General features: G+C 43.8%; 22 protein-coding genes. 1 reads left to right on the top strand and 21 read right to left on the bottom strand.

What is annotated here, in order from left to right; translation table 11 throughout:
* Window positions 1-131 precede the first annotated feature (131 nt).
* A complete protein-coding gene (locus ACQG1K_RS22880) occupies window positions 132-1,313 on the top strand; it encodes a tyrosine-type recombinase/integrase (protein ID WP_015063151.1) in 1,182 nt (393 codons plus the stop codon).
* A gap of 24 nt (window positions 1,314-1,337) precedes the next feature.
* On the opposite strand, the gene ACQG1K_RS22875 is transcribed toward ACQG1K_RS22880, so the two are convergent.
* From ACQG1K_RS22875 to ACQG1K_RS22775, 21 genes are all read right to left on the bottom strand, one after another.
* Complete coding sequence (locus ACQG1K_RS22875) at window positions 1,338-1,682, bottom strand: hypothetical protein (protein ID WP_015063150.1); 345 nt, start codon at window positions 1,680-1,682, stop codon at window positions 1,338-1,340.
* Window positions 1,618-2,526 carry a hypothetical protein gene (locus ACQG1K_RS22870; protein WP_022652181.1) on the bottom strand — a complete coding sequence of 303 codons (909 nt, stop codon included), beginning with the start codon at window positions 2,524-2,526 and terminating at the stop codon, window positions 1,618-1,620. The genes ACQG1K_RS22875 and ACQG1K_RS22870 overlap by 65 nt, the downstream gene beginning before the upstream one ends.
* A gap of 10 nt (window positions 2,527-2,536) precedes the next feature.
* A complete protein-coding gene (locus ACQG1K_RS22865) occupies window positions 2,537-3,496 on the bottom strand; it encodes a DNA replication terminus site-binding protein (RefSeq protein ID WP_022652180.1) in 960 nt (319 codons plus the stop codon).
* Window positions 3,486-4,094, bottom strand: coding sequence for a hypothetical protein (locus ACQG1K_RS22860; protein WP_015063147.1), 609 nt, complete (start codon window positions 4,092-4,094; stop codon window positions 3,486-3,488). Before ACQG1K_RS22860 ends, ACQG1K_RS22865 begins: the two co-directional genes overlap by 11 nt.
* Window positions 4,087-4,533, bottom strand: a complete 447-nt coding sequence (locus tag ACQG1K_RS22855; protein ID WP_015063146.1) for a hypothetical protein — start codon at window positions 4,531-4,533, stop codon at window positions 4,087-4,089. The genes ACQG1K_RS22860 and ACQG1K_RS22855 overlap by 8 nt, the downstream gene beginning before the upstream one ends.
* A 16-nt stretch (window positions 4,534-4,549) precedes the next feature.
* Window positions 4,550-5,086, bottom strand: a complete 537-nt coding sequence (locus ACQG1K_RS22850) for a hypothetical protein (protein ID WP_015063145.1) — start codon at window positions 5,084-5,086, stop codon at window positions 4,550-4,552.
* 73 nt (window positions 5,087-5,159) lie between these two features.
* Window positions 5,160-5,417 carry a hypothetical protein gene (locus tag ACQG1K_RS22845; protein ID WP_015063144.1) on the bottom strand — a complete coding sequence of 86 codons (258 nt, stop codon included), beginning with the start codon at window positions 5,415-5,417 and terminating at the stop codon, window positions 5,160-5,162.
* A gap of 7 nt (window positions 5,418-5,424) precedes the next feature.
* Complete coding sequence (locus tag ACQG1K_RS22840; protein WP_223203164.1) at window positions 5,425-5,961, bottom strand: hypothetical protein; 537 nt, start codon at window positions 5,959-5,961, stop codon at window positions 5,425-5,427.
* Window positions 5,962-6,070: 109 nt separating this feature from the next.
* Window positions 6,071-6,340 (bottom strand): hypothetical protein, encoded by a 270-nt coding sequence (locus ACQG1K_RS22835; RefSeq protein ID WP_015063142.1) that lies wholly within the window; start codon window positions 6,338-6,340, stop codon window positions 6,071-6,073.
* A gap of 408 nt (window positions 6,341-6,748) precedes the next feature.
* Window positions 6,749-7,705, bottom strand: coding sequence for a hypothetical protein (locus tag ACQG1K_RS22830; protein WP_022652178.1), 957 nt, complete (start codon window positions 7,703-7,705; stop codon window positions 6,749-6,751).
* Window positions 7,706-7,881: 176 nt separating this feature from the next.
* Window positions 7,882-8,817: a hypothetical protein gene (locus ACQG1K_RS22825; protein ID WP_022652177.1), complete on the bottom strand. Its 936-nt coding sequence runs from the start codon at window positions 8,815-8,817 to the stop codon at window positions 7,882-7,884.
* Window positions 8,818-8,890: 73 nt separating this feature from the next.
* Window positions 8,891-9,811, bottom strand: coding sequence for a hypothetical protein (locus tag ACQG1K_RS22820; protein ID WP_022652176.1), 921 nt, complete (start codon window positions 9,809-9,811; stop codon window positions 8,891-8,893).
* 77 nt (window positions 9,812-9,888) lie between these two features.
* Window positions 9,889-10,824 (bottom strand): hypothetical protein, encoded by a 936-nt coding sequence (locus ACQG1K_RS22815; protein ID WP_015063138.1) that lies wholly within the window; start codon window positions 10,822-10,824, stop codon window positions 9,889-9,891.
* A 67-nt stretch (window positions 10,825-10,891) separates the two neighbouring features.
* Complete coding sequence (locus ACQG1K_RS22810; protein ID WP_015063137.1) at window positions 10,892-11,770, bottom strand: hypothetical protein; 879 nt, start codon at window positions 11,768-11,770, stop codon at window positions 10,892-10,894.
* Between the two features lie 77 nt (window positions 11,771-11,847).
* Complete coding sequence (locus tag ACQG1K_RS22805; protein ID WP_022652175.1) at window positions 11,848-12,372, bottom strand: hypothetical protein; 525 nt, start codon at window positions 12,370-12,372, stop codon at window positions 11,848-11,850.
* A 273-nt stretch (window positions 12,373-12,645) separates the two neighbouring features.
* Window positions 12,646-13,878 carry a DUF7146 domain-containing protein gene (locus tag ACQG1K_RS22800; RefSeq protein WP_032610499.1) on the bottom strand — a complete coding sequence of 411 codons (1,233 nt, stop codon included), beginning with the start codon at window positions 13,876-13,878 and terminating at the stop codon, window positions 12,646-12,648.
* Window positions 13,879-13,992: 114 nt separating this feature from the next.
* Window positions 13,993-14,214, bottom strand: a complete 222-nt coding sequence (locus ACQG1K_RS22795) for a hypothetical protein (protein WP_015063134.1) — start codon at window positions 14,212-14,214, stop codon at window positions 13,993-13,995.
* Window positions 14,215-14,284: 70 nt separating this feature from the next.
* Window positions 14,285-16,297, bottom strand: a complete 2,013-nt coding sequence (locus tag ACQG1K_RS22790; RefSeq protein WP_134390574.1) for a VWA domain-containing protein — start codon at window positions 16,295-16,297, stop codon at window positions 14,285-14,287.
* A 77-nt stretch (window positions 16,298-16,374) separates the two neighbouring features.
* Window positions 16,375-17,502 (bottom strand): DUF3150 domain-containing protein, encoded by a 1,128-nt coding sequence (locus tag ACQG1K_RS22785; RefSeq protein ID WP_015063132.1) that lies wholly within the window; start codon window positions 17,500-17,502, stop codon window positions 16,375-16,377.
* 71 nt (window positions 17,503-17,573) lie between these two features.
* Window positions 17,574-17,843, bottom strand: coding sequence for a hypothetical protein (locus ACQG1K_RS22780; protein ID WP_032610391.1), 270 nt, complete (start codon window positions 17,841-17,843; stop codon window positions 17,574-17,576).
* Window positions 17,844-17,881: 38 nt separating this feature from the next.
* A complete protein-coding gene (locus ACQG1K_RS22775; RefSeq protein ID WP_022652173.1) occupies window positions 17,882-18,934 on the bottom strand; it encodes an ATP-binding protein in 1,053 nt (350 codons plus the stop codon).
* Window positions 18,935-18,960: the final 26 nt, after the last annotated feature.

The raw sequence follows: 18,960 nt of genomic DNA, 5'->3' as shown, positions 1-18,960 counted from the left end.
GTTTCAAGTCCTTCTTGATTTGCGCGAAAGACTTGACACCGGCACTTTTTTGTTGCCCGGAACCTGTTCATAAGCAGGTACCGCAATGCTAAAATGGCTGTAAATAAAAACAGTGTATTCAGGTGGACACAATGAATAGCCAGCCAGTAACCAGACGGTTTGCAGACAACGATCTCCATCAACAATTGTCTACGGTTAAAGTTAATGACAAGCAACTGATGCGCCTCATCCGCTATTTTTCTCACCTGAAATACCATACGGCTAAGACGTATCTCCATTGGCTGCGTTCCTGGAATGAGTGGTATCAGGCAAATGCAGGAAAGGAGGTGAACGAAGATTGGCCCGCCAGCTCTCTCCCGGTGACTGAAACTCCACTGCTGGCCTATTTAGACCATCTTCAGAAGTCACTGTCACGAAGCAGTATTAAAGGGTGCCTGCATGCCCTGAACAGTATCCAAAGGAAAGCACTCGATCAGCCTGGGATCATCACATCTGAAGTGGGTTATATTCTTGCGGCCCTCGAACAGGCTGAAGCCCGAAAGCAGAAAGTTACCCGCCAGGCTACGCCATTCATGGTGACGGATCTAAAGGCATTGATTAAAGCACACAGTACGACGCAGTCGGTGCGCAAACTCCGCGACCTTTGCCTAATTTGGACAGGGTTTGAAACACTGCTTCGCTCAGCGGAGATCAGGCGAATTCGGATGGAAGACCTTGTGCTGGATGAAAAGACCGGCAGCTTTACCTTGACGGTATACCGGACAAAATCCACTGTCAGTACCCTGCTCACCTATCATCTGACCCCTAACCTCACAGCCACACTGAGAAGGCTGATGGGTATGGTCGGAAGGGATCAATACAGCCATCCGAAGGACTATCTCTTTCAGGCCGTTAACTTTCAGGATAACGGATATATGCCACCTGAATGGGGTTTACGAAGCCAGGGTAACGAAATCAATGCGCTGCTGAGAAACCATAACATGCCCTATCTGCCTACCCGAACCCCGCTCGGGGGAAATGGCGAACCCATTCCCGTCGAGGATGAGGGTATGCTTAGTAAGAACACGCTACTCCGGGCCTTTGAAGCGCTTTGGGAAGAGCTTCATCCGCAGGAAACGGGCACCCGATGCTGGACCGGTCACAGCGTCCGCGTAGGCGGTGCCATCGAACTTGCTCATGCCGGGTATACGCTCTTGCAGATCATGGAGATGGGTAACTGGAGCAACGCGGAGATGGTTTCACGCTATATCCGTAACATTGAAGCTGGTAAAAAAGCGATGACGCAATTCATGCGCGGAGCGCTGGATGAGTAGCGCCCATGCGGGCGCTGCTGAGGGTTATTTCTTACGGAAAGGATTAAACCGGTTCAGATCCTGAAGGGCGTCTTTCGGCGGCAGCATACCTGTGCGTTTCATTTTATAAACGCCGTTAAGCTTCATAGTTTGCACACCCAAGTTTAACAGTGCCACCAGCTTAAGCGTATACAGAAACGTGAATGCCGGGGCCATCTGGATAAAAATAAACAACAAACCGGCACACATCACCCTCAGCCACGCCGCATATTCCATGCTCAGCGGTCGCTTAAAATAATGGATTTCCAGTAATCCCACCGCCTTGTTACTGATCCACACCGCTGCCAGTGAGAGTAACAACACGATGCACACCATAATGCCCAGTTCCATGATCCTCACTCCCCGTCGTTTTTATATTTTGTGTTTCTGATTTGCCTGCTTTGGTTTTGTTTTTCGCCTTCTTTTTGGGTTTGATATGGTGGAACAGGAAACAATCCACCAGCACCCAGCCATTGGCATACCGGGCCAACAGCAATTTCTGCCCCGGATAATGAGCATGAAAAAGCATTTTCACATCGGCGGTATTCATGATCTGTTGCTTACGCTTCAGCTCCTCCTCAGGCATCTCATATTCCTGAATAAATGGTGATGACAACCGCTGGCGAAGCATACGAATAGCGCTGGCATTTTCATCGTGTTTAGCCAGACGGCCAAAACGCACAAGCGCCTTATGAGACACCTGGACAGGTCCCAGATGGGAATCAACCAGTTCATACTGCCAGAAATATCGCAGATCCACTTTCACCCAGCTGATACTGTCTTCCTGTGCAGCTTTCATTATGGTTCCCGACATCGGGACCATTGTCAGTTTGGTCAGACGTATGTGAATATAATCAGCCAGGGTCCTGAGGGACTCCGGTACATTATTGTTCAGCAGAAGCTGCTGAAGCCCCGGGGTCGACGTCTGCCAGCTCAGGTTGCGGCCGTCAGGTAAAAATTCAAAGTTTTGATCCGCTGGCGCCGATTTCGCATTGTTTTCCTTCCTCATGAGAAAGTAATGGCCACACAGTAACTCGGACCGTACCTTATCCTCTCCCGGGTCATGTCGGGCTTTACTGAGATCCACCGTCAATACAACACGGTTAATAGCGTCCTCGTGGTATTTTTTCACCCAGACACAGACACGATAAAGTCTCTCATCGAGCTTCTGGCTGGTAGTGGAGATCCATTGCATGCTTTTCTCCTCAGACCTTACTCATAATGAAAATGCCAAGATCCGCACCGGGTACAAGCTCCGTGTAGCTATGGTTGATCCTTCGTGCATTTGACGGTGCGTCATCCGACGCAGGCACCCAGTTCTGAAGACCTTTAAATGCTGGCTTTTGTCCAACAGCGAAAATGGGCAGTGAGGCTTTCACCACCTTGTAATCCGTCTCGGCGTATTTGCTACTTCCACGCTCCGTGCCTTCAGGACGGTATGAGAACAGATGCGCGATCGGAACCGGGAAGGTATTGGTCCGACAAAGACGTAACGCATCCCCGTCTTGTAGGACCTTTCTTTCAAGTAATGCCTTCGCCCTATCGATGTTCGCAACCACTGTCAGGTCAGTGGTCGCTGGCGATTTGACCGCTGCCGTACGACGCTTATCCAGCATCGCGATGAGCTCACTGGCGTTGGTTTTTACCTGGTTCCGGTTTAGTCGCCAGCAAAAAGTAACTTTTTTAAGCCGTGCCTCCACAAACATAATTTTGCGAGTAGACGCCACTGTCACAAGGCCGGGAAGTTTACGGTGAACTTCCTCAAAGCGGATGTGTTTCTGATCATTTACCCTTTTCATAGCTGAGGCAAAGTCAGTTTTGGCGTCGTTGATATCGCGAATAATTCTGCTCAGCAGTTCGGCACCCTCAGGAACAATAATCAGCCCCGGATATTTGGTCGTTACTTTCGTTGAATTCCTGCTGAGTACATCGATGTCATCGATACAAAAATCCTGAAATACACGGATAATGTCATCTACAGAGGCATCAGAAATAGTACTCACCTCAATTGGGGTAACCTCTTTCAGCCGCTCTTCGTGGCGCGTGACGGCCCCCACAGTCATCAGTTCCGCCATCACCGGCTGATGGTTATTCAGAAAGGCTCTGAGCTGTTCAATTCGCTCCAGAATCCGATCACGGTAGAAAGGTAAATTTTCACTGGACATTCATCACTCCGGTTTCAATAAAACAGCGCAACACCGTTACATCCTCAACCACTTCTGAAGATGCGATACGCAGCCGGTAGCTGTACTTTTCCAACACCTTCCGCAGTTCATCGGAATTGCCTGTTGTATAAAGGGGCAGAGGTTCAGCCTGCTGGCCGTCATGCCTGAAACAACGATTAAGGTCGGACAAAAGGCCAAAACTGACAGGCCTGTGTTGCAGATTGATACGCTGCCAGTCCAGCGGTACACCGAACTTCACCCACCAGCCCAGTCCAATAAGTTCATTTCGTATACTCTGCACATTACCCAAATCCGATACTGTAACATCCGGGATAACGCCATTACCTTCCACCAGCAAATGCATCACGCTCTTAAAATCAGGCTGACGACACTTTCTGGCTTGCTTCAGAATGGTTCGGATCGAACGCAAACACTGACGAGAATGCAAATTACGACGTTCAGCCGAACTAAGCCATCTGTTGATGAGTTCATTCGAATACGCCACCGGGCATTCCCCGAGGCCTGACCTTCCGTTTTCACGGACATACAACAGACAGGAGGTAGCTGCACTCACTACAGCGTCATATTTTTCATTCATGTTTACCCCCGTTAATATCAGAAATCTGGTTATCCGGAGTCAGGAACAAAGGCTGATAATGCAAGCGCCACGGATAATGTACCGTTAGGCCATCCGTGCCAATACGGTTCAGCCTGTAGCGGCCGTTCATTCGATCAACAGACCAAATGCCGGGAACTACAGGACGGCTCCACCGACAAACCGGTAAACCTCCGAGCTGAAGGGTATTCACCAGCCCTTTATCAATCTCGGTCACGCGTACCTTCAACAAGAAGCATAACCAGGGAGAGCACCAGATAAACAGCCAGACGGGCGCTAGGACAAACTTGTTTAGCAAATGCCCTGTCATCAACATCGCAGATAACAGCATAAAACTGATGATCAACCAAAAAACCATCCATCCTAACCAGGCTCGTGTCTCACAAAGTTTCCATTCCAACAGGTAAAGTCGCTTTTTCATCCAGAGCCCCCGGAACTCAGTGAATGACTGAGGTGTGCTGCATCAAAATAGGTGTGCGTGGCAAGATCTCGTTTCGCCACAGCTCTTGCGCTGACGTCCATCCATGGAGAATTCCGTTGCCACAGTGTGAATTGAACGCCATTACCTCATCATTTAGCTGATAGACAAGCCTGTCTGGCATCTCAAGGTACTCAGGCAGAGAAAGCAGTACGCCGTGGATCATTTCGCCAGTCAGCCTGGATAACGTCTCTTCTTCGTCGAGATTTACTGTTGGCATTGCAGATAGTGGGATAGAGAAACAGCAGAGATCCATACCCACAGCGTCATAACCAACATCAAAACCATCATCATTAAGCACAAATCGAAAGATAGCCTCAGGTGCCTGACCCAACTCGGGCATCGGTGCTTCAGGCACCTCTGTGCCGGTAAAATATTTTTCGGTCCAGTTGCTAAAGGGACTGGTAAACATCCAACAGAGCAGCGACAACGCAATGTCCGTTTTGAGTACTCGTTTCGTGCCAGACGCTCCAAAAGGATGAAGATTGCTTTTCATGATTTACCTGTAGATTGCTTTATTTACAGCTATTTAAACACATTCCGGATTTTCCCCAATAGGTTGCAAAACGCTAAAATTCGCAGATGCTGGTCCCCTTCTGTTTTAGTCGATGCTCAAGATAGATGCTGGCCAGATCGAGAGGATGATTTTCTTCGAGGCATGCCCGAACGAGATCTTCAGTTGATACAGATTCCAGTCCCCGGGTTTCAAGAATTTCTTTCGCCGTCGTCAGCGCCCGGGAGGCACTTCGACTTAACTGAATTTTCACCTGAGAACTGCTTTCACACAGGGTGTCAGCTGGTACGGTCTGTGAATCGGTATTGTACATAGGGGTATCACTCCATATCAGGGATCGAATGAAAATTGACTGCAAGAGACGTCTCTGGTTCACCGTTTTCCACAGTGCTTAGCCAGGTTCGGGCAGGAAGTTGTTGCTCACAGAGAAGCAGGTAACCTTCGCCCATAAGATGCTTTTGTCCCAATGCATGCAGTAGATCCCCTGAATATGGACCCAGAGCAGTTTGGGTATAAAACAACGCGCCTGCGGGTATTTTTTTAGACAACATGCTCATTAATACGATCTTCTCGTCCTCATTTTCGGGTAAAACGAGGATTATCCTGAACCCCTTGTTAACGTGTGATTGCAGACCTGCAACCAGCGACCGAAACCTGAGCGCATAAATGACCATCCTGAATCGGGTCATTAACAGTGTTGTAGCAGCAAAAATAACGACGACTGAGCCGAATTTTGACCGGTAAAACCACCAGTTCAGGCCACCGGCCACAATCAAAACAACCAGAAGCACAATGCTTCCGTAAAAAAATGCAGCCGGGAAACGGGTTCTTTTTCCTTCGAGGAGCGCCGACGCCATTATTACGCCCGTGATGCAGTACACAACCCAGTCATAGAACGATTCAGTCATCATTAGGTGCTTGTGTCTCGTATTGTTATAAAATCGGACGCCTGCCTTTATAAAGCCCTCAGCAATCGTGTCCCATACAGCCATAGACTTCGCTAAAATTGTCGCAACTGTCTGTTGTCACAAAGAGTTCCCCACGGCCTAAACGACGCTGTAGATCGGCCTTTACTTCAGCTGCCGGTTTGAGAAAAAGATACTCCAGCTGTGAGTCACTTCCCGAAGAAAGCAGCAACTCAATACTGAAATCAACATGCCGATAAGAGAACTGGCTTTGGTCGTGGGAAAAGACCGAGTTCACAGGGATATTGCTCAGACTTATGGTGGCAGGCATAGTCACTCCTTTGTTTTAAACAGTATACAAATCTCTATCGTTCCATTTTTCGGATAAGAGACCTATTTTCGCGAAACTAAAACAAAGTAAGTAAATTTTATTTATGCAGTCTCCAGCATGTAGACTGATTGCGGCCGGAAACGGAAACACGTGTCAAAAAATTGAAACTAACCGGAGCAGGAAAGGAAGCAGCAGAAAGAGTGTCATTTTGGATTGGAGTTGATGCGGAAGGTAACGGATGGTTTATGAAGAGCTGTGACCGGAGAGCAATGCAGTTAATCATATCGGTCAATGAGTACGTTGAAATATAGCGGATTAAAGAACAGATTTGAGGAATAAAAAAAGGCACGGATAACCGTGCCTTCTTGGGAGTATAAAAAACTGAAGATATAAAACTATCTTCAGCACTCATGCCGCAACGGAGACTTTAACCTCTGTAGCGGGGATGAGTTTACGTAATGTGGAGAATACTTCATAAATTAGATCCTGACGGTCATGGATTTTAACCCGGCCACCAGTCAATTCAGATACATTCACCCCTTGGTAAAGTTCATTAACGACTTCACCATCTTGATCAAGGACTCGAACATGAGCAACCATATGAAAGTAAGATTTTGCAGCATAACTTTCATAAATATCAATAATCGATTCATTATTACGACGTAAAACTACTTTGCCGGACGGCAGCGTTGTTTCATCCATATAACAATCGGTTAATTGATCGTCGAAATCGTCCTCTTGAAGTGAAATATGCAGACTCAGTTCGTCGGTAATTCGACGTGAATATGAATACTCACTAAATGTATAAGCGGCCATGCTTATATCACTGAAAGTGCGATAAGCATCATGAAGACCGGATGTTATTTCATCTGATACATAGTTGATAAGCCCAATAAAATGCGTATTCCAGAATTGTTCCAGTGCAAAACGGGCGATTAAAACCTGTCCATCAACTTCCATCAGTTTTTTGTATTCTTCACGATCATAGCCACCAGGTTGTGTGCTATCCGCAGAAAGACTTAGGATATCACAACAGACATCATCGTATTCAAAGCGGCTAGTCGCGTAGTGTTTACCAGAGATATCCAGATACTGACCGGAAACTTGGTCGAAGACCTCAAGGAAGTAAACCAGGCGCTTCTTGAGGGTATTAGCATCCAGTCCATCCAGTTGAGTAGCATTAAGCGTTTCCGCATAATGGTCCACAGACTGTCTTAATTCACTGGCTGATATACTGCAAGAAAAAGAAACCTCGTCGCCCTGGCAGTGAGAGACATTGATATGAATCTCTGTCTCATCAAAATCAATGCCAATGTCTGCCAGTACTGCACGAACGTAGTTTTGATTATCAGTATAATTAGTCATTTTCACTTCCTCAGGAAAATTGAAAGGAAGTGCCCCATAGGGGAGCAACTTCCCCAGTGGGTGGATAAAAATATGTTTTTCTAAATCATTCTATCCTGCCAGTTAAACAGGAAAGTGAACGCAATCATTTAGTCGAACAAAGTTACTTTTTACGATGAGGTGAGAATGAGGACCGGTTAAACACCGTCCCGAAACTCTTCAATCGCTTCATGGATCAACGCTGCTCTGTCACAGATTTGTACTCGGCCACAAGGTCCCACAGAAGAGAAGGTTCCGTGCGAGGATTCACACTTAACACTCCCATCACTGCCAGTGAAACGAACGTTCATCATAACCGGCACATCGTGTCCGGAACTTACGCAGGTATAAAGACGAATGAGTTTTTCATCATCGCAATACGCCCCCGTCGTGCCTTCAGACTCATTGAAACCAATGTAAAGATCAGGCATGCAAGCCGGGTATTCATCAGTGTTCAGCTCAAGATGCAACATCAGTTCATGATTTACACGACGGTGATATTGATATTGACCTAAACTATGAAATGAATTTTTAACAGACTTGATAACCTGAAGAGAATTAAATAGACACTCTGTTATTTTTTTCTCAAACTCATAGATAAAGTCGCCAAAATCAGAATGGAAAAATTGCTTCAGTGCATACCGGGCAATAAGAACTTTCCCGTCAACACTCATTCTATTCTGATAAATTTCCTTTCTGAGACCTTTCTGAAATTCATCATATTCAGGCAACGATTCTGAGGCCGCCAATATTGATGTTGCTATATCGAAAAATTTCATAGTGCTATGCGCATTATGATAACCACGAATTGTTATTTTCTGAAACCCAGACTTTTCATATACTTTAAAAAGGTATTTGATTTTATTCCGGAGAACTTCGGTTTCAGAATACGGCGCTTTATGTTTTATCAACTCTTCGATATATGAATCAAGATAGAATAACAAATCATCAGTCGCCACTTCTGCTTTGAATGAGAGTTGTTCAAAGAAATTAGACTTATCAAACAGTTTAATATCCTGTTGAATTACTGTCAGACCAAGTTGTTTTTTAAGCATGGCGCTAACAAAATTTATATCATCGTTTTCATTAAACATATCTACTTCCTCTTGAAAGAATAAAGGAAGCATCCCCTAAAGGGATTGAGCTTCCCTTAGGGTTATTTATTAATTACATGTAAAGCAGATCATCCGAATGCTCTGGAGCATACGAATTGATTTGCTTAAGCGAGTTATTTATAGCCTTTCTGTACAGCGATGAAGAATGCGATTGAACCATTTTGTACTCAGTGACGAGAAGAGGTGAAGTAAAGCAACCTAGATTCGCGTCGAGAGTTAAAGGGCCATCGTTGCAAGATTCAATAACAGCGTAAATGCGCCGCTTCATCACCCTACCCGACAGGTAACGATTAACATGGTTCAGGAACTTGTCAGCCCCAGAAATACTACTCACATCCCAGTTGGCAGAAATTATCTGGTCTGCAACTGAAACGGGTACCGGTTCAACTACTATCTGAGTATTGATTTGATGGTCAACACTGAAGAACCTGGTTAACACTTGTGGAACTGAACTTTCCGCAACCTTTTCTGTAACTGCGAAAATAAGCGGAAGAACCTGAGATAAGCGTGACCGTAACTGGCCATGAAGATGGCTGATGAAATTGTGACCGTTTTCAACCATACCAAGGATTAAATCCTTGTCTGCATTGCTGGAACGATAATAGACATAGTCCAGTTTTTCACGGTTCACACCTTCATTCAGCCAGTCTGGCTCAACATCAACAAGACGCAGGTGAGCTGCTGACACTGAAACCTCAAACTGCAAGGTTTCAAGAGTGACCGGCCCAGCCTTCAACAACGCAGCTCCTGAGCAATATTGTGCAACAGGATGGTTATCCACGTCAGGGCCCCATAAAGGCTCCCAGTCGCGCAGATAACGCATTAAATGCGGTTTTAAAGTCCGGACTGGAATATCAACCTTCACAACAAGACTCTGAATGACTCCGGTTTCCAGATTGACACTTTGGATCGCAGCACCTTCAAAACCCATCTTCACCAGCATCGCTTCAATTAATTTATAAATAGCTTTCATTTTATTGCCCTCGGTTAAGAGGGAATTCTCCCCAAGGGAAGAGTTCCCTCAGGGATTAGATAAGTTGAAAATAAGTTTTAATACCCGTAACGAATAGCGTGTTGTCTTTCTTGAAGGTAGGCTTCGTATTCATCTTTTCCGGATGCGAAGCACTCTTTAACAAAGACACCGCAAAACATTTTAAGATCATCTCTGGCATGCATTTCTTTATCTGACATGACTTTAGCATAATCAGACGTGTCGATATCCGCTAAGCGCCAACCGTACTTCATGTAAACACGATTACTGTGGGCAAAGCCTTTAAGATAGCGGCGTGCATTTTTGATGATCTGACGACTACCAGACATGTCGGATGACAAAAAGTCAGGTGCGATCATCGTTTCCAGAATATCAACTGGCAACCCCTTACAAAATATTTGAACATTATAACTATTGTAACAGTCATGATATTTAAAGTCCTTTATAAGACGGTCAGGTTGGTCAGTTGTTATCTTATTTAAAACATCAAGTGCTAAACGAATACCTTCCTTCATAGTTTCATGTAATTCTACATTCACAAATGAAAAGAAGGGACTCAGTCCTTCTTTGTACGTGAGATAGTCTTCACCAAAACGTCCATGTCGAGTTAAATGCAGCAATCGTTGCTTGTTATATTCACTATCAGTCACGTCGTAACTACCACCGCGCTGTAGAGTGAATCCTTCCTTGACAGTAACCGGGAATCTAATATGGTCAATAAAGAAAGACCGATTCTGCTTATTTTTCACTACATCTAACTGACGTTTAACACAATCCGTAATGTTCTGGTCTTCGAACCCAGGGAACGGGATATCTAAAAATATTGAACTGTATGCGTTAGCATACGAATGAAGAAAATCAAATGAAACATCGGCGTCACAGCGTATACCAGTAAATTTACCGTCACAACCAGTTAAGCAGATAACATTGCTGACCTTCACAGCGTGATTGCGTGACATCAGAAATGCATTAATGATTTTCTCGATAATTTTCATGTAATCCTCTCGTTATAAAAAGGGATTACGCCCATCAGGGGAGTAATCCCCAGATGGGTAGTGTTAATCAGAAATCAGAAAGACCTAAATCTTTATTTCGCCCTGATATCGTGGAAGATATAAGACGATTTACTCGTTTCTGTATACTGTATTCAGACGTCTCACTTATAAAAAGTGGTAATGACTTACCAAGAGACTGTCCATTTCGATAATAGTGACAGACTATATAACCATGTCTCCACCCTGTACTGATATAAGACTTAACACATTTGATAAAACCCGAAGCTGCCGCTTCTGTTCGTAAAGAGGTAAATGATTTCAGATACCGGTCCATTGAACATAGTGCAATAGCTTTAAGAGTTACCTCCAGCATTTCATTCCCGTACTTCACTCTCTTAATTAACTGATCTTCATTACGGTGCAAGAATGCATTCCGCAGTCCGGCAATCAGTATTAAAACTTCTCTGAGTAAAGTACAGAGTCTATTACGCACATATCTCATGAAGTCATCAAAATATAAAAGCCAGAAACAAGCAGCCTGGCTAATCAAGAGATCATGGGAACAAGCTAGCATCTTAGCCAGCTCGATATCTTCGGAACGAAGAGAAAAGTTACTTTCCTCAAACCGTTGTTGCTTTGAATTACACGTATAGAGTTCTATCCATACAGAGATAAATTCAAGCGATTCCATGTCTTCGCAGAGCAATTCAGCACTGCTGATACACTGCTGAAGTTCAAGGCCGATATCATACGATACCGGACAATCTTTCAGAGTCTCGACATAGTCAGGGACGAACCGCGATAAATGCGTTGTTTTCAGGTACAGGCTGAGATGCACTTGTGTCAAAGGATTTACAAGAGACTGTACAGGCATCTCAGTAATGGAAACCGGTACAACACCATCCTTTATCAGAACTGCATTGACAAGATCTGTAGCTAATTTCATAAGGCCTCCAGGTTAAATGCTGAGGGCCCCCCCGATGGGATTGGCCATCAGGGATGTAGTTAAAATATGTGATATGTTTATGCGCAAAGAGCTATGACATTGTCGATATAACTGACAAGAGATGGTCGCTCATCCTTTACTGCAAAATGACGAAGTCCATCCAGATTATATGCCGGTAGAAAATCGGCATAACCACGGGTACGAAGATCATCAACCACAAGTTTTAAATAATCAAATCTTCCAAGAGAACCTCTCAATGGGGGCCTTCCCGGTTTGGACAAAACTTCTAAAGCTTGTTGCCACGTGATATCTTCCGCTTTTCCTGTAGCAAGATTAAAATGCACATAAATGAATGCTTTATAATCTCCACGACAGGTAAGATAGTAATTCGGAAAAAAATATTTATCACAGCGTAACAAACATGTACCTGAAGGGCGAATTACATACAACAGGTTTTTGTCCTTATCTATTATGCTGTGTTTTAAAATCGTAAGGTCAACTTCACTATCATGAAGATAATAGCATGATGATGGTTGCTCAACGATACGAGATGAAATCACAGCAGCAAACTTATTAAATAAGTCTTGATTTTCAGTTTTCATAACAATGCTCTCTTATATTAAACGATGAGCATCACCCTAACGGTAATACTCCCGTCAGGGGTTTTGAGTTATATGGATATACCACGTCATACAACCGACCGTAGCCAGATGTACCGCACATTTATTTAACTGAGCAAGCATCTCAGCCGTAAAAAAAACCTGAATAACAGGTGATTTTCACGAAGGAAATCTAATTATCTGTTTAGTATTTATGAAATTAAACACTAAAGAGATAACCCCCCCCGACCTAAAAAGGCGGGGGAGTTATCGGGTTTAAAGCTGAGCAAGACATTCAGGAGCCCATTTTACTGGGAAGCCATCAGGTCCTGTTAATTTCAATACTTCGTTCCAGTCGATTCCTTTCGTCCCTTCAGGAATATCGAAATCTGGTTCAAAGACTTTAATTGTCAGCTCTGAAGTGGGATATCGCTTTGCAAAAAACTCTTCCATTCGGGCCTGAAGTCGTATTGCTGACTCCATACCCGGGCAAGCGCCTCTTGAATTCACAACATCCTTATCCGCCCAGACGTAAAACTGTATTTCTTTCACATCCGGAGGAGGCAGTAGACTATCCGGCACTTCAACGTTTTCAAGACACCAGGCAGAGCTCGCAGCCCAACACGGTGTTGAAGTCGCTTCAGTTACTGACAGCGCGTTTTCTATGCCTTCAGCCACACCTAACGTCCAGGTACGGGTACCTGAGTTGTAGTGTGGGTCGTACAGCTGAATTGAGCCGCCGGTCATATCGGCAGGCGGTTTCATCATCAGTTTCGGATTCTCTACCCGAGCCTTATCACCATTTTTCTCTACGAACGTTCTATGGATTGTCAGAGGACGTCCCCGTGTATCACGATAAATTGCGATCATTCCCGGGTAAGTTGACGGTTTCTCTAGTGACTTATCCATATAGTAAAGTCGGTTGTTCAGACCAAGATCCTTAGGCAGATTACTCAGAATTCGTTTAAGACCACGATTTCGGAGATACATGCCCACAGGACTCCCTGGCTTGATTTCACCTGTATAGTGATATAACACTTCAAGTTTACGCAGCCGTTTTTCAACTTCATCGCTATCAAGCGTTTCGGTTGCACGAACTGTTGATTTATAACGCCGTTCACTTTCGAGATCCGCATCAGTTAACGGAGCGTACAGATCCATACCAAAGAAATCAGTCAAGATCTTCTTACAAGTCTGGGTTTTGCTCAACTTGTAATACTCTGCCAGCACATCAATACCGTCACAAAATGCATTCACAGGGAAATCATTGTGAATAGCACAACCGGTATAGAGGTCTTTTTTTCGGAAACGGAACTTTGATTTCCCGTCCCCGGTGAAGGGGCAAGGAACCTGGCTAGGTGCTTTATCACAAGCATCTTTAAATGCCGGTATTCTATCGAATACATAGCGCCAGCCAGAGGCTTCCGCAACACGAGCGTGAACCATTTTAATAAAGTGCTCAGATACTTCATGTGGTGTACGCTTAACAGCCGGTGATGCATAAGTCATTTTGTTCTCTCTTATCTGGCATTGTGGGTTTCTCAATGCCCTCTGCGATGCAGAAAACAGGGAGAAACCCACAACGCAGAATCTAAGAATAAGGGCCATAATGGCCCTTAACAATTACGCTTCAGACTTGAAGCCATTATTTTCAAGACGCTGGATAAAACCATCAACCATTGATGTTGCCATTTTTACATTACCCTCCGGTATAGATACATCCCGGAGAATTACTTCTTTTGGCAATTCACTTTTGACAACTTCACCCATGCGACCAAAAATACGGACACGATGCATCATCCCGACTTTTTCATACTCGACACGGTAAGTCTTTATCTGAGTCATATATTGCTCCTTAATCCTTCAGGGAGCAAAACGACCCAACCGGGCGTCATTTTGCCCCGATTGGGTAGAGTTAATTAGATAGAATTTGATGTACTAATTTACTGACCACATTCGGCAGTAAAGAAATATCATCAACATTTACGAAGGTGCCCTCATCAAAACCAATTAACTCATCAGTTTTAATGCCTACACCAGCGATTTCAATACCGTTACTTTCAGCTACCGTAAGAACATCACTAATGGTGTAATCAGACTCTGTCGGATAACCATCAGTAATAAGGAAAACAATTTTCCTGTCAAACTGGCTTTCAAGTAACAATTCTACAGCAGCCATTAAGGCGGAACCCGTTGGGGTATTATTCCCTTTACAGCCGAGTGAAAATTTTGAAAGCGTCTCTTCCGCGTTTTCATCAAACATTTTGATAACTTCAAAGTCTTTGTCGACAAACGGATAAATCACATTAGCAACGTGCATTTTTGAATTAGCTTCAATCGCCAAAGTTAATGCAAGGTCAGTCTTAATTGCGTGGATATAACGGTGATCCAGAATCATAGAACCTGAAATATCACGAACAATAACCAAGCCGACGTGGCCCCGGTTTTTAGATTCGCTTTGCGACCGGAATACATCCCTCACACCCATCGGAGACTGGATCAATCGATTAATGTCGAATGACAAGCCTCTATCACGGGTTTTAAATTGACCACGCATTTTTACCTGCTGTAAAACAGATAAGTCTGCCCCAAGAGTCTGACTGATATTTAATGCTTCATTGTAGACATTCAGATCAATAAGCAAATCTGGAAGATCCCACTCATTTGCACCAAATTCAGCTTTAACCTCATCCGACACACTGGCAGCAATTACGGAGATTTCATTTGCAAGAGCCTCATGAAAATCTTCACTTTCCTCATCGCTGTTAAGAAAATCATCCAGCAATTTGGCAAGGATACTCCACTGCTCAGGAGAAAAGTTACTTTCCCCATCGGAAGGATTTCCATTGGAACTGTCGATTTGGGAAGGAGTTCCGTCAGCATCATACGAGTCAGGGTTAGCCGATTCATCGGTTTCGGGCTCTCCATCAGGTTCACCGTTACCGCTCTCAGCACTTTCTTCATCCCCTTTAGATTGCTCTGACGGCTCATTATCTTCCATAGGTGCTTTACCATTACCAGCATCATCGTCTTGCTCTTCGGAATCTCCATCCCCTTCACCCTGGTTGTCACCATTGGTTTCGGAATCAGGTTCATTCTCAGAGCCAGATGAATTGTCTGTGTCGTTTTGCGGGTCTTTATTCTGATCCTCTTCTTGCTGTTTCTCTTTGGCTTCATCCCGTAAACGCTCTAAAAGAGCCAAGGTTTTACGCGCCAGAGAATCGCAATTTTGCGTACTTTTGCAACTTAGAGCCTGATGAATAATCTCATCAACTTCTAAAATTACAGGCTCAAGGATTTTCTTTGCATAATCGAAAAATGGATCAAGCGTTTCTTTATGCCCTTCTTGCTGGAGAACGTTAACCCGCAATGTATTAAGCAGGAACATTTCAATAAACTGAACAGGGTTTTGAGGGCTTGAAGAAACATCAACCGTCATTCGCCCAGCTTCAACCATCAAGGCATAACTTACCGCGAGGCGCTTTTTTGCCTCCTGATAGTTAATACCCGTTTTCTCTTCCATCTGGACATCATCAAAGAGATTAATAAGTCCATGTAGACGGTAAGCCCGGGCATATGCGATTTTCTTTTGTTTAAGGGTTTGAAATTCAGCGTTCAGCTTATCATCTATACTGATGAAGCCATCTGCATTAATCAGTTCCCCAACAAAAGCTTCACGGTATACTTCATGTTCTGTATAGCGACCGTGTCCAGCTTCATGACATATAAACCCTTCAATTAGCTTGACGAATTTCTCATCGCTATAATCACCATTAGGTAATACACAAACGTTCTTTTCGCTGTTGAAATAAGGTGTATGTACCTTATTGTCTATTACAACATTAAGACCACTTATACCGCTTATCACGCTGGCTATATTCGTCAGGCGTTGAATATGGCGGGGTGAAGATTTCAAATCAAATTTCATTTGAGTACCTTTAATTAATAAAGGGTACTCACCCAGATGGTGAAGTACCCATCTGGGGTTATTTTTACAAGACTAAATCACCAGCCGTTCAGTTCGAGTTCGCTGTTAAAAGCACTATTACTACCACTGGCCTGAAGGGAAACATCTTCTTCAGGGACAACAGCAGACAAAGGTGCAGTTACTGCGTTTTTCTCAACTTCTTCAAGCGGATCTTCTCTGAACACATTTGCTGAAGAAAAAACATCATCCTCAAAAGCATTCTGAGAGTTAGCCGTATTATCCTGTGAATCAATATTGAATGACCGGGTAATGGAATCCAGCCAATCTGTTACTTTCTGCTCACCAGAAATAATACGTTTCAGCATTGACGCATCACTCATGAAATAGAACCATTGCTTTAACACCGCAACATCACGGGGAGAAGAAATGGCGCCTTTGGGTAAATTATTCATGACGTGCTTGATAGCTTCTGCAAGAACAACCGCCTCTTTATGAATGAACATAAAGCTAATGATTTTATCTTGCATCTGTTTTAATCGGTCAATCGTGCTGGAACGCAAATTATCATTTTTACTGATTTTTGCATAAACCTTCATAGCTTCATCGGCCAAATCGATTATCAGTTGTTCCTGATAAAAGTCCTGTGTTTCATCCCCCTCCACACTAATCGGTGAAAACGGAATGAAATGCGCCAGATTAAACCGGAATGATTTAATAAAATCATCTTTCGTTAATTTCAACTGGTCGATTAAATCTGACATCAACGGACTGCGATCTTTCTCAGCCTGAATATGAGTGTCATAGTTATCAACCACATTCTGGATACCGGCTTGAAATTCACGTTCAATTTCTTGTGCCTCTTCCAGAAACTCCTCCATTCTTTCGACAGGCAAAATCCACATATTGCTATAGCGGATACACAACCGTGAACAGAGTGTTGAAATTCGACTAGTGATAGTGCTTTTGAAACTCAGTGCCTTTATGTCTATCCAGCGAACTTCACTTTTAGACACGCTCTTCTGGTCCGTTATATCATCGCCGCCATAGGACAGTTCGATTTTATCGGTACGCCGAGAGCCCTGACAACCACTGATTTCGATTTTTGTTATAACAGCACCTTCCAACAAATCAGGATGTGCTTTTACAAAGTTATCACAGATTTGCTTAGCGGAAACTTTATTAAGTTTAGAAGTATTGAAAGTCATAGGTTTTCTCCAGATTAAAAAAATGGGAAAACCTCCCTGTCGGGAAAGATTTCCCGATAGGGTTAAGATTATTACTTCTCAAGTGTTGTTAAAAGAATTCCAGGAAATTCACTCTCGACAGACGTCGATTGAATACTTCCTTGATACATGAATCCTTTTGATTCAAGGCCCTTAATCATGGCTTCCATATCTTTGTCACAATCTTGATAACAAATAAATGAATAGTCATTATTGTGCTGCTTAAGACCTATATATTGATTTCCTTCCTGTGCAATCGCGAAAGTTTCATCCCCGTCTGCACTCAAAAAACCGTAAAACGAAAGATGAGCAAAGTCTGTCACAAGGCATTCAGCCTTCTGATAACTCGTCCCATCTATAACTACTTTTTTGCAGTGTAATACTCCATTGTACGGTTCTTATCGTCACCGAGTTTTAAATCGATGGCTTCCAGCACCATACCACTGGCATGTGCAGGCAGAGCCGACGCAAAAGCAATTTTAAACGTATCCAGTAAGGACATGGTCTTTAACGTCATCGACGTTCCAACCCATGCCACAAGCTGACGAATATCCATTACACTGTCTTCAGTTCCTATGTTGTTTACTGCAACGGCTACCGAAACGAATTTTTCAATTACCAGCATAGGCAGGCTATTGTAGCGTTTAAGCAAAACGTTGGTTAATGCAACCTCTGAAGGCCTTTCCATCTCCACAATCAGGAAGCGTTTAATAAACGCTGCATCCTGCCGCTGTGATGAAACGAACTTACGAGATCCCCCACTCATGTTTGTGTTTGCTGTACCCATAAACCGCGTAAACTTATTGGCATTAACCACTTCGCCACCGTTGGCGGCTAGTGACCAGGGCTTACGCTCTATAGGCATATGCAGCTTCGCGGCGGTATCAGGGTCAATCTTGTCCACTTCATCCAGAAGAATGAGGTGGCCTTCCTGAAACGCCGTTACAAGCTCGCTGGGCACAAAACTGGTGTTTCCGTTAATGAGACTACGCTCACCTTCAAGTTCATCAGCACGAATATTACTGTTGATTTGCTTTATGGTTAGCGGCCAATTCAGCATATGGCTAATGTACATTGCCATTTCAGTCTTACCAGAACCAGACTCCCCTTTCAGGCATACACTTAAATCTATATCGTTACTTACGAGCAATTGTACTACTTGCTCAAGTATACGAGCATTCGGTATATAATCCTTATTCAGGTTTGCACGATGTGGAGATAAACGTTTAAATACTGGAACTATCATATCCTCGGACATTTCAGGAATACCAAACAAATCTTTGGCCTTAACCAGGTAATATTGTTCCTTATTCGCATATGCTTTTGTAGATATAACATTTGCGGGTAACAGATTACCAATATTTTCTTCCAGTAATGAATTTTCGGTTTCTAATATAGTTGCGGCGTTAGTCATTTTTAAAACTCCGGTAAAATGCAAAC

The sequence above is a fragment of the Enterobacter cloacae complex sp. 402C9 genome, from assembly GCF_050030745.1.
Taxonomy (GTDB): Bacteria; Pseudomonadota; Gammaproteobacteria; order Enterobacterales; family Enterobacteriaceae; genus Enterobacter; species Enterobacter intestinihominis.
The sequence above is the reverse complement of the archived record's forward strand: the minus strand, read 5'-3'. Positions and strand labels throughout refer to the sequence as shown.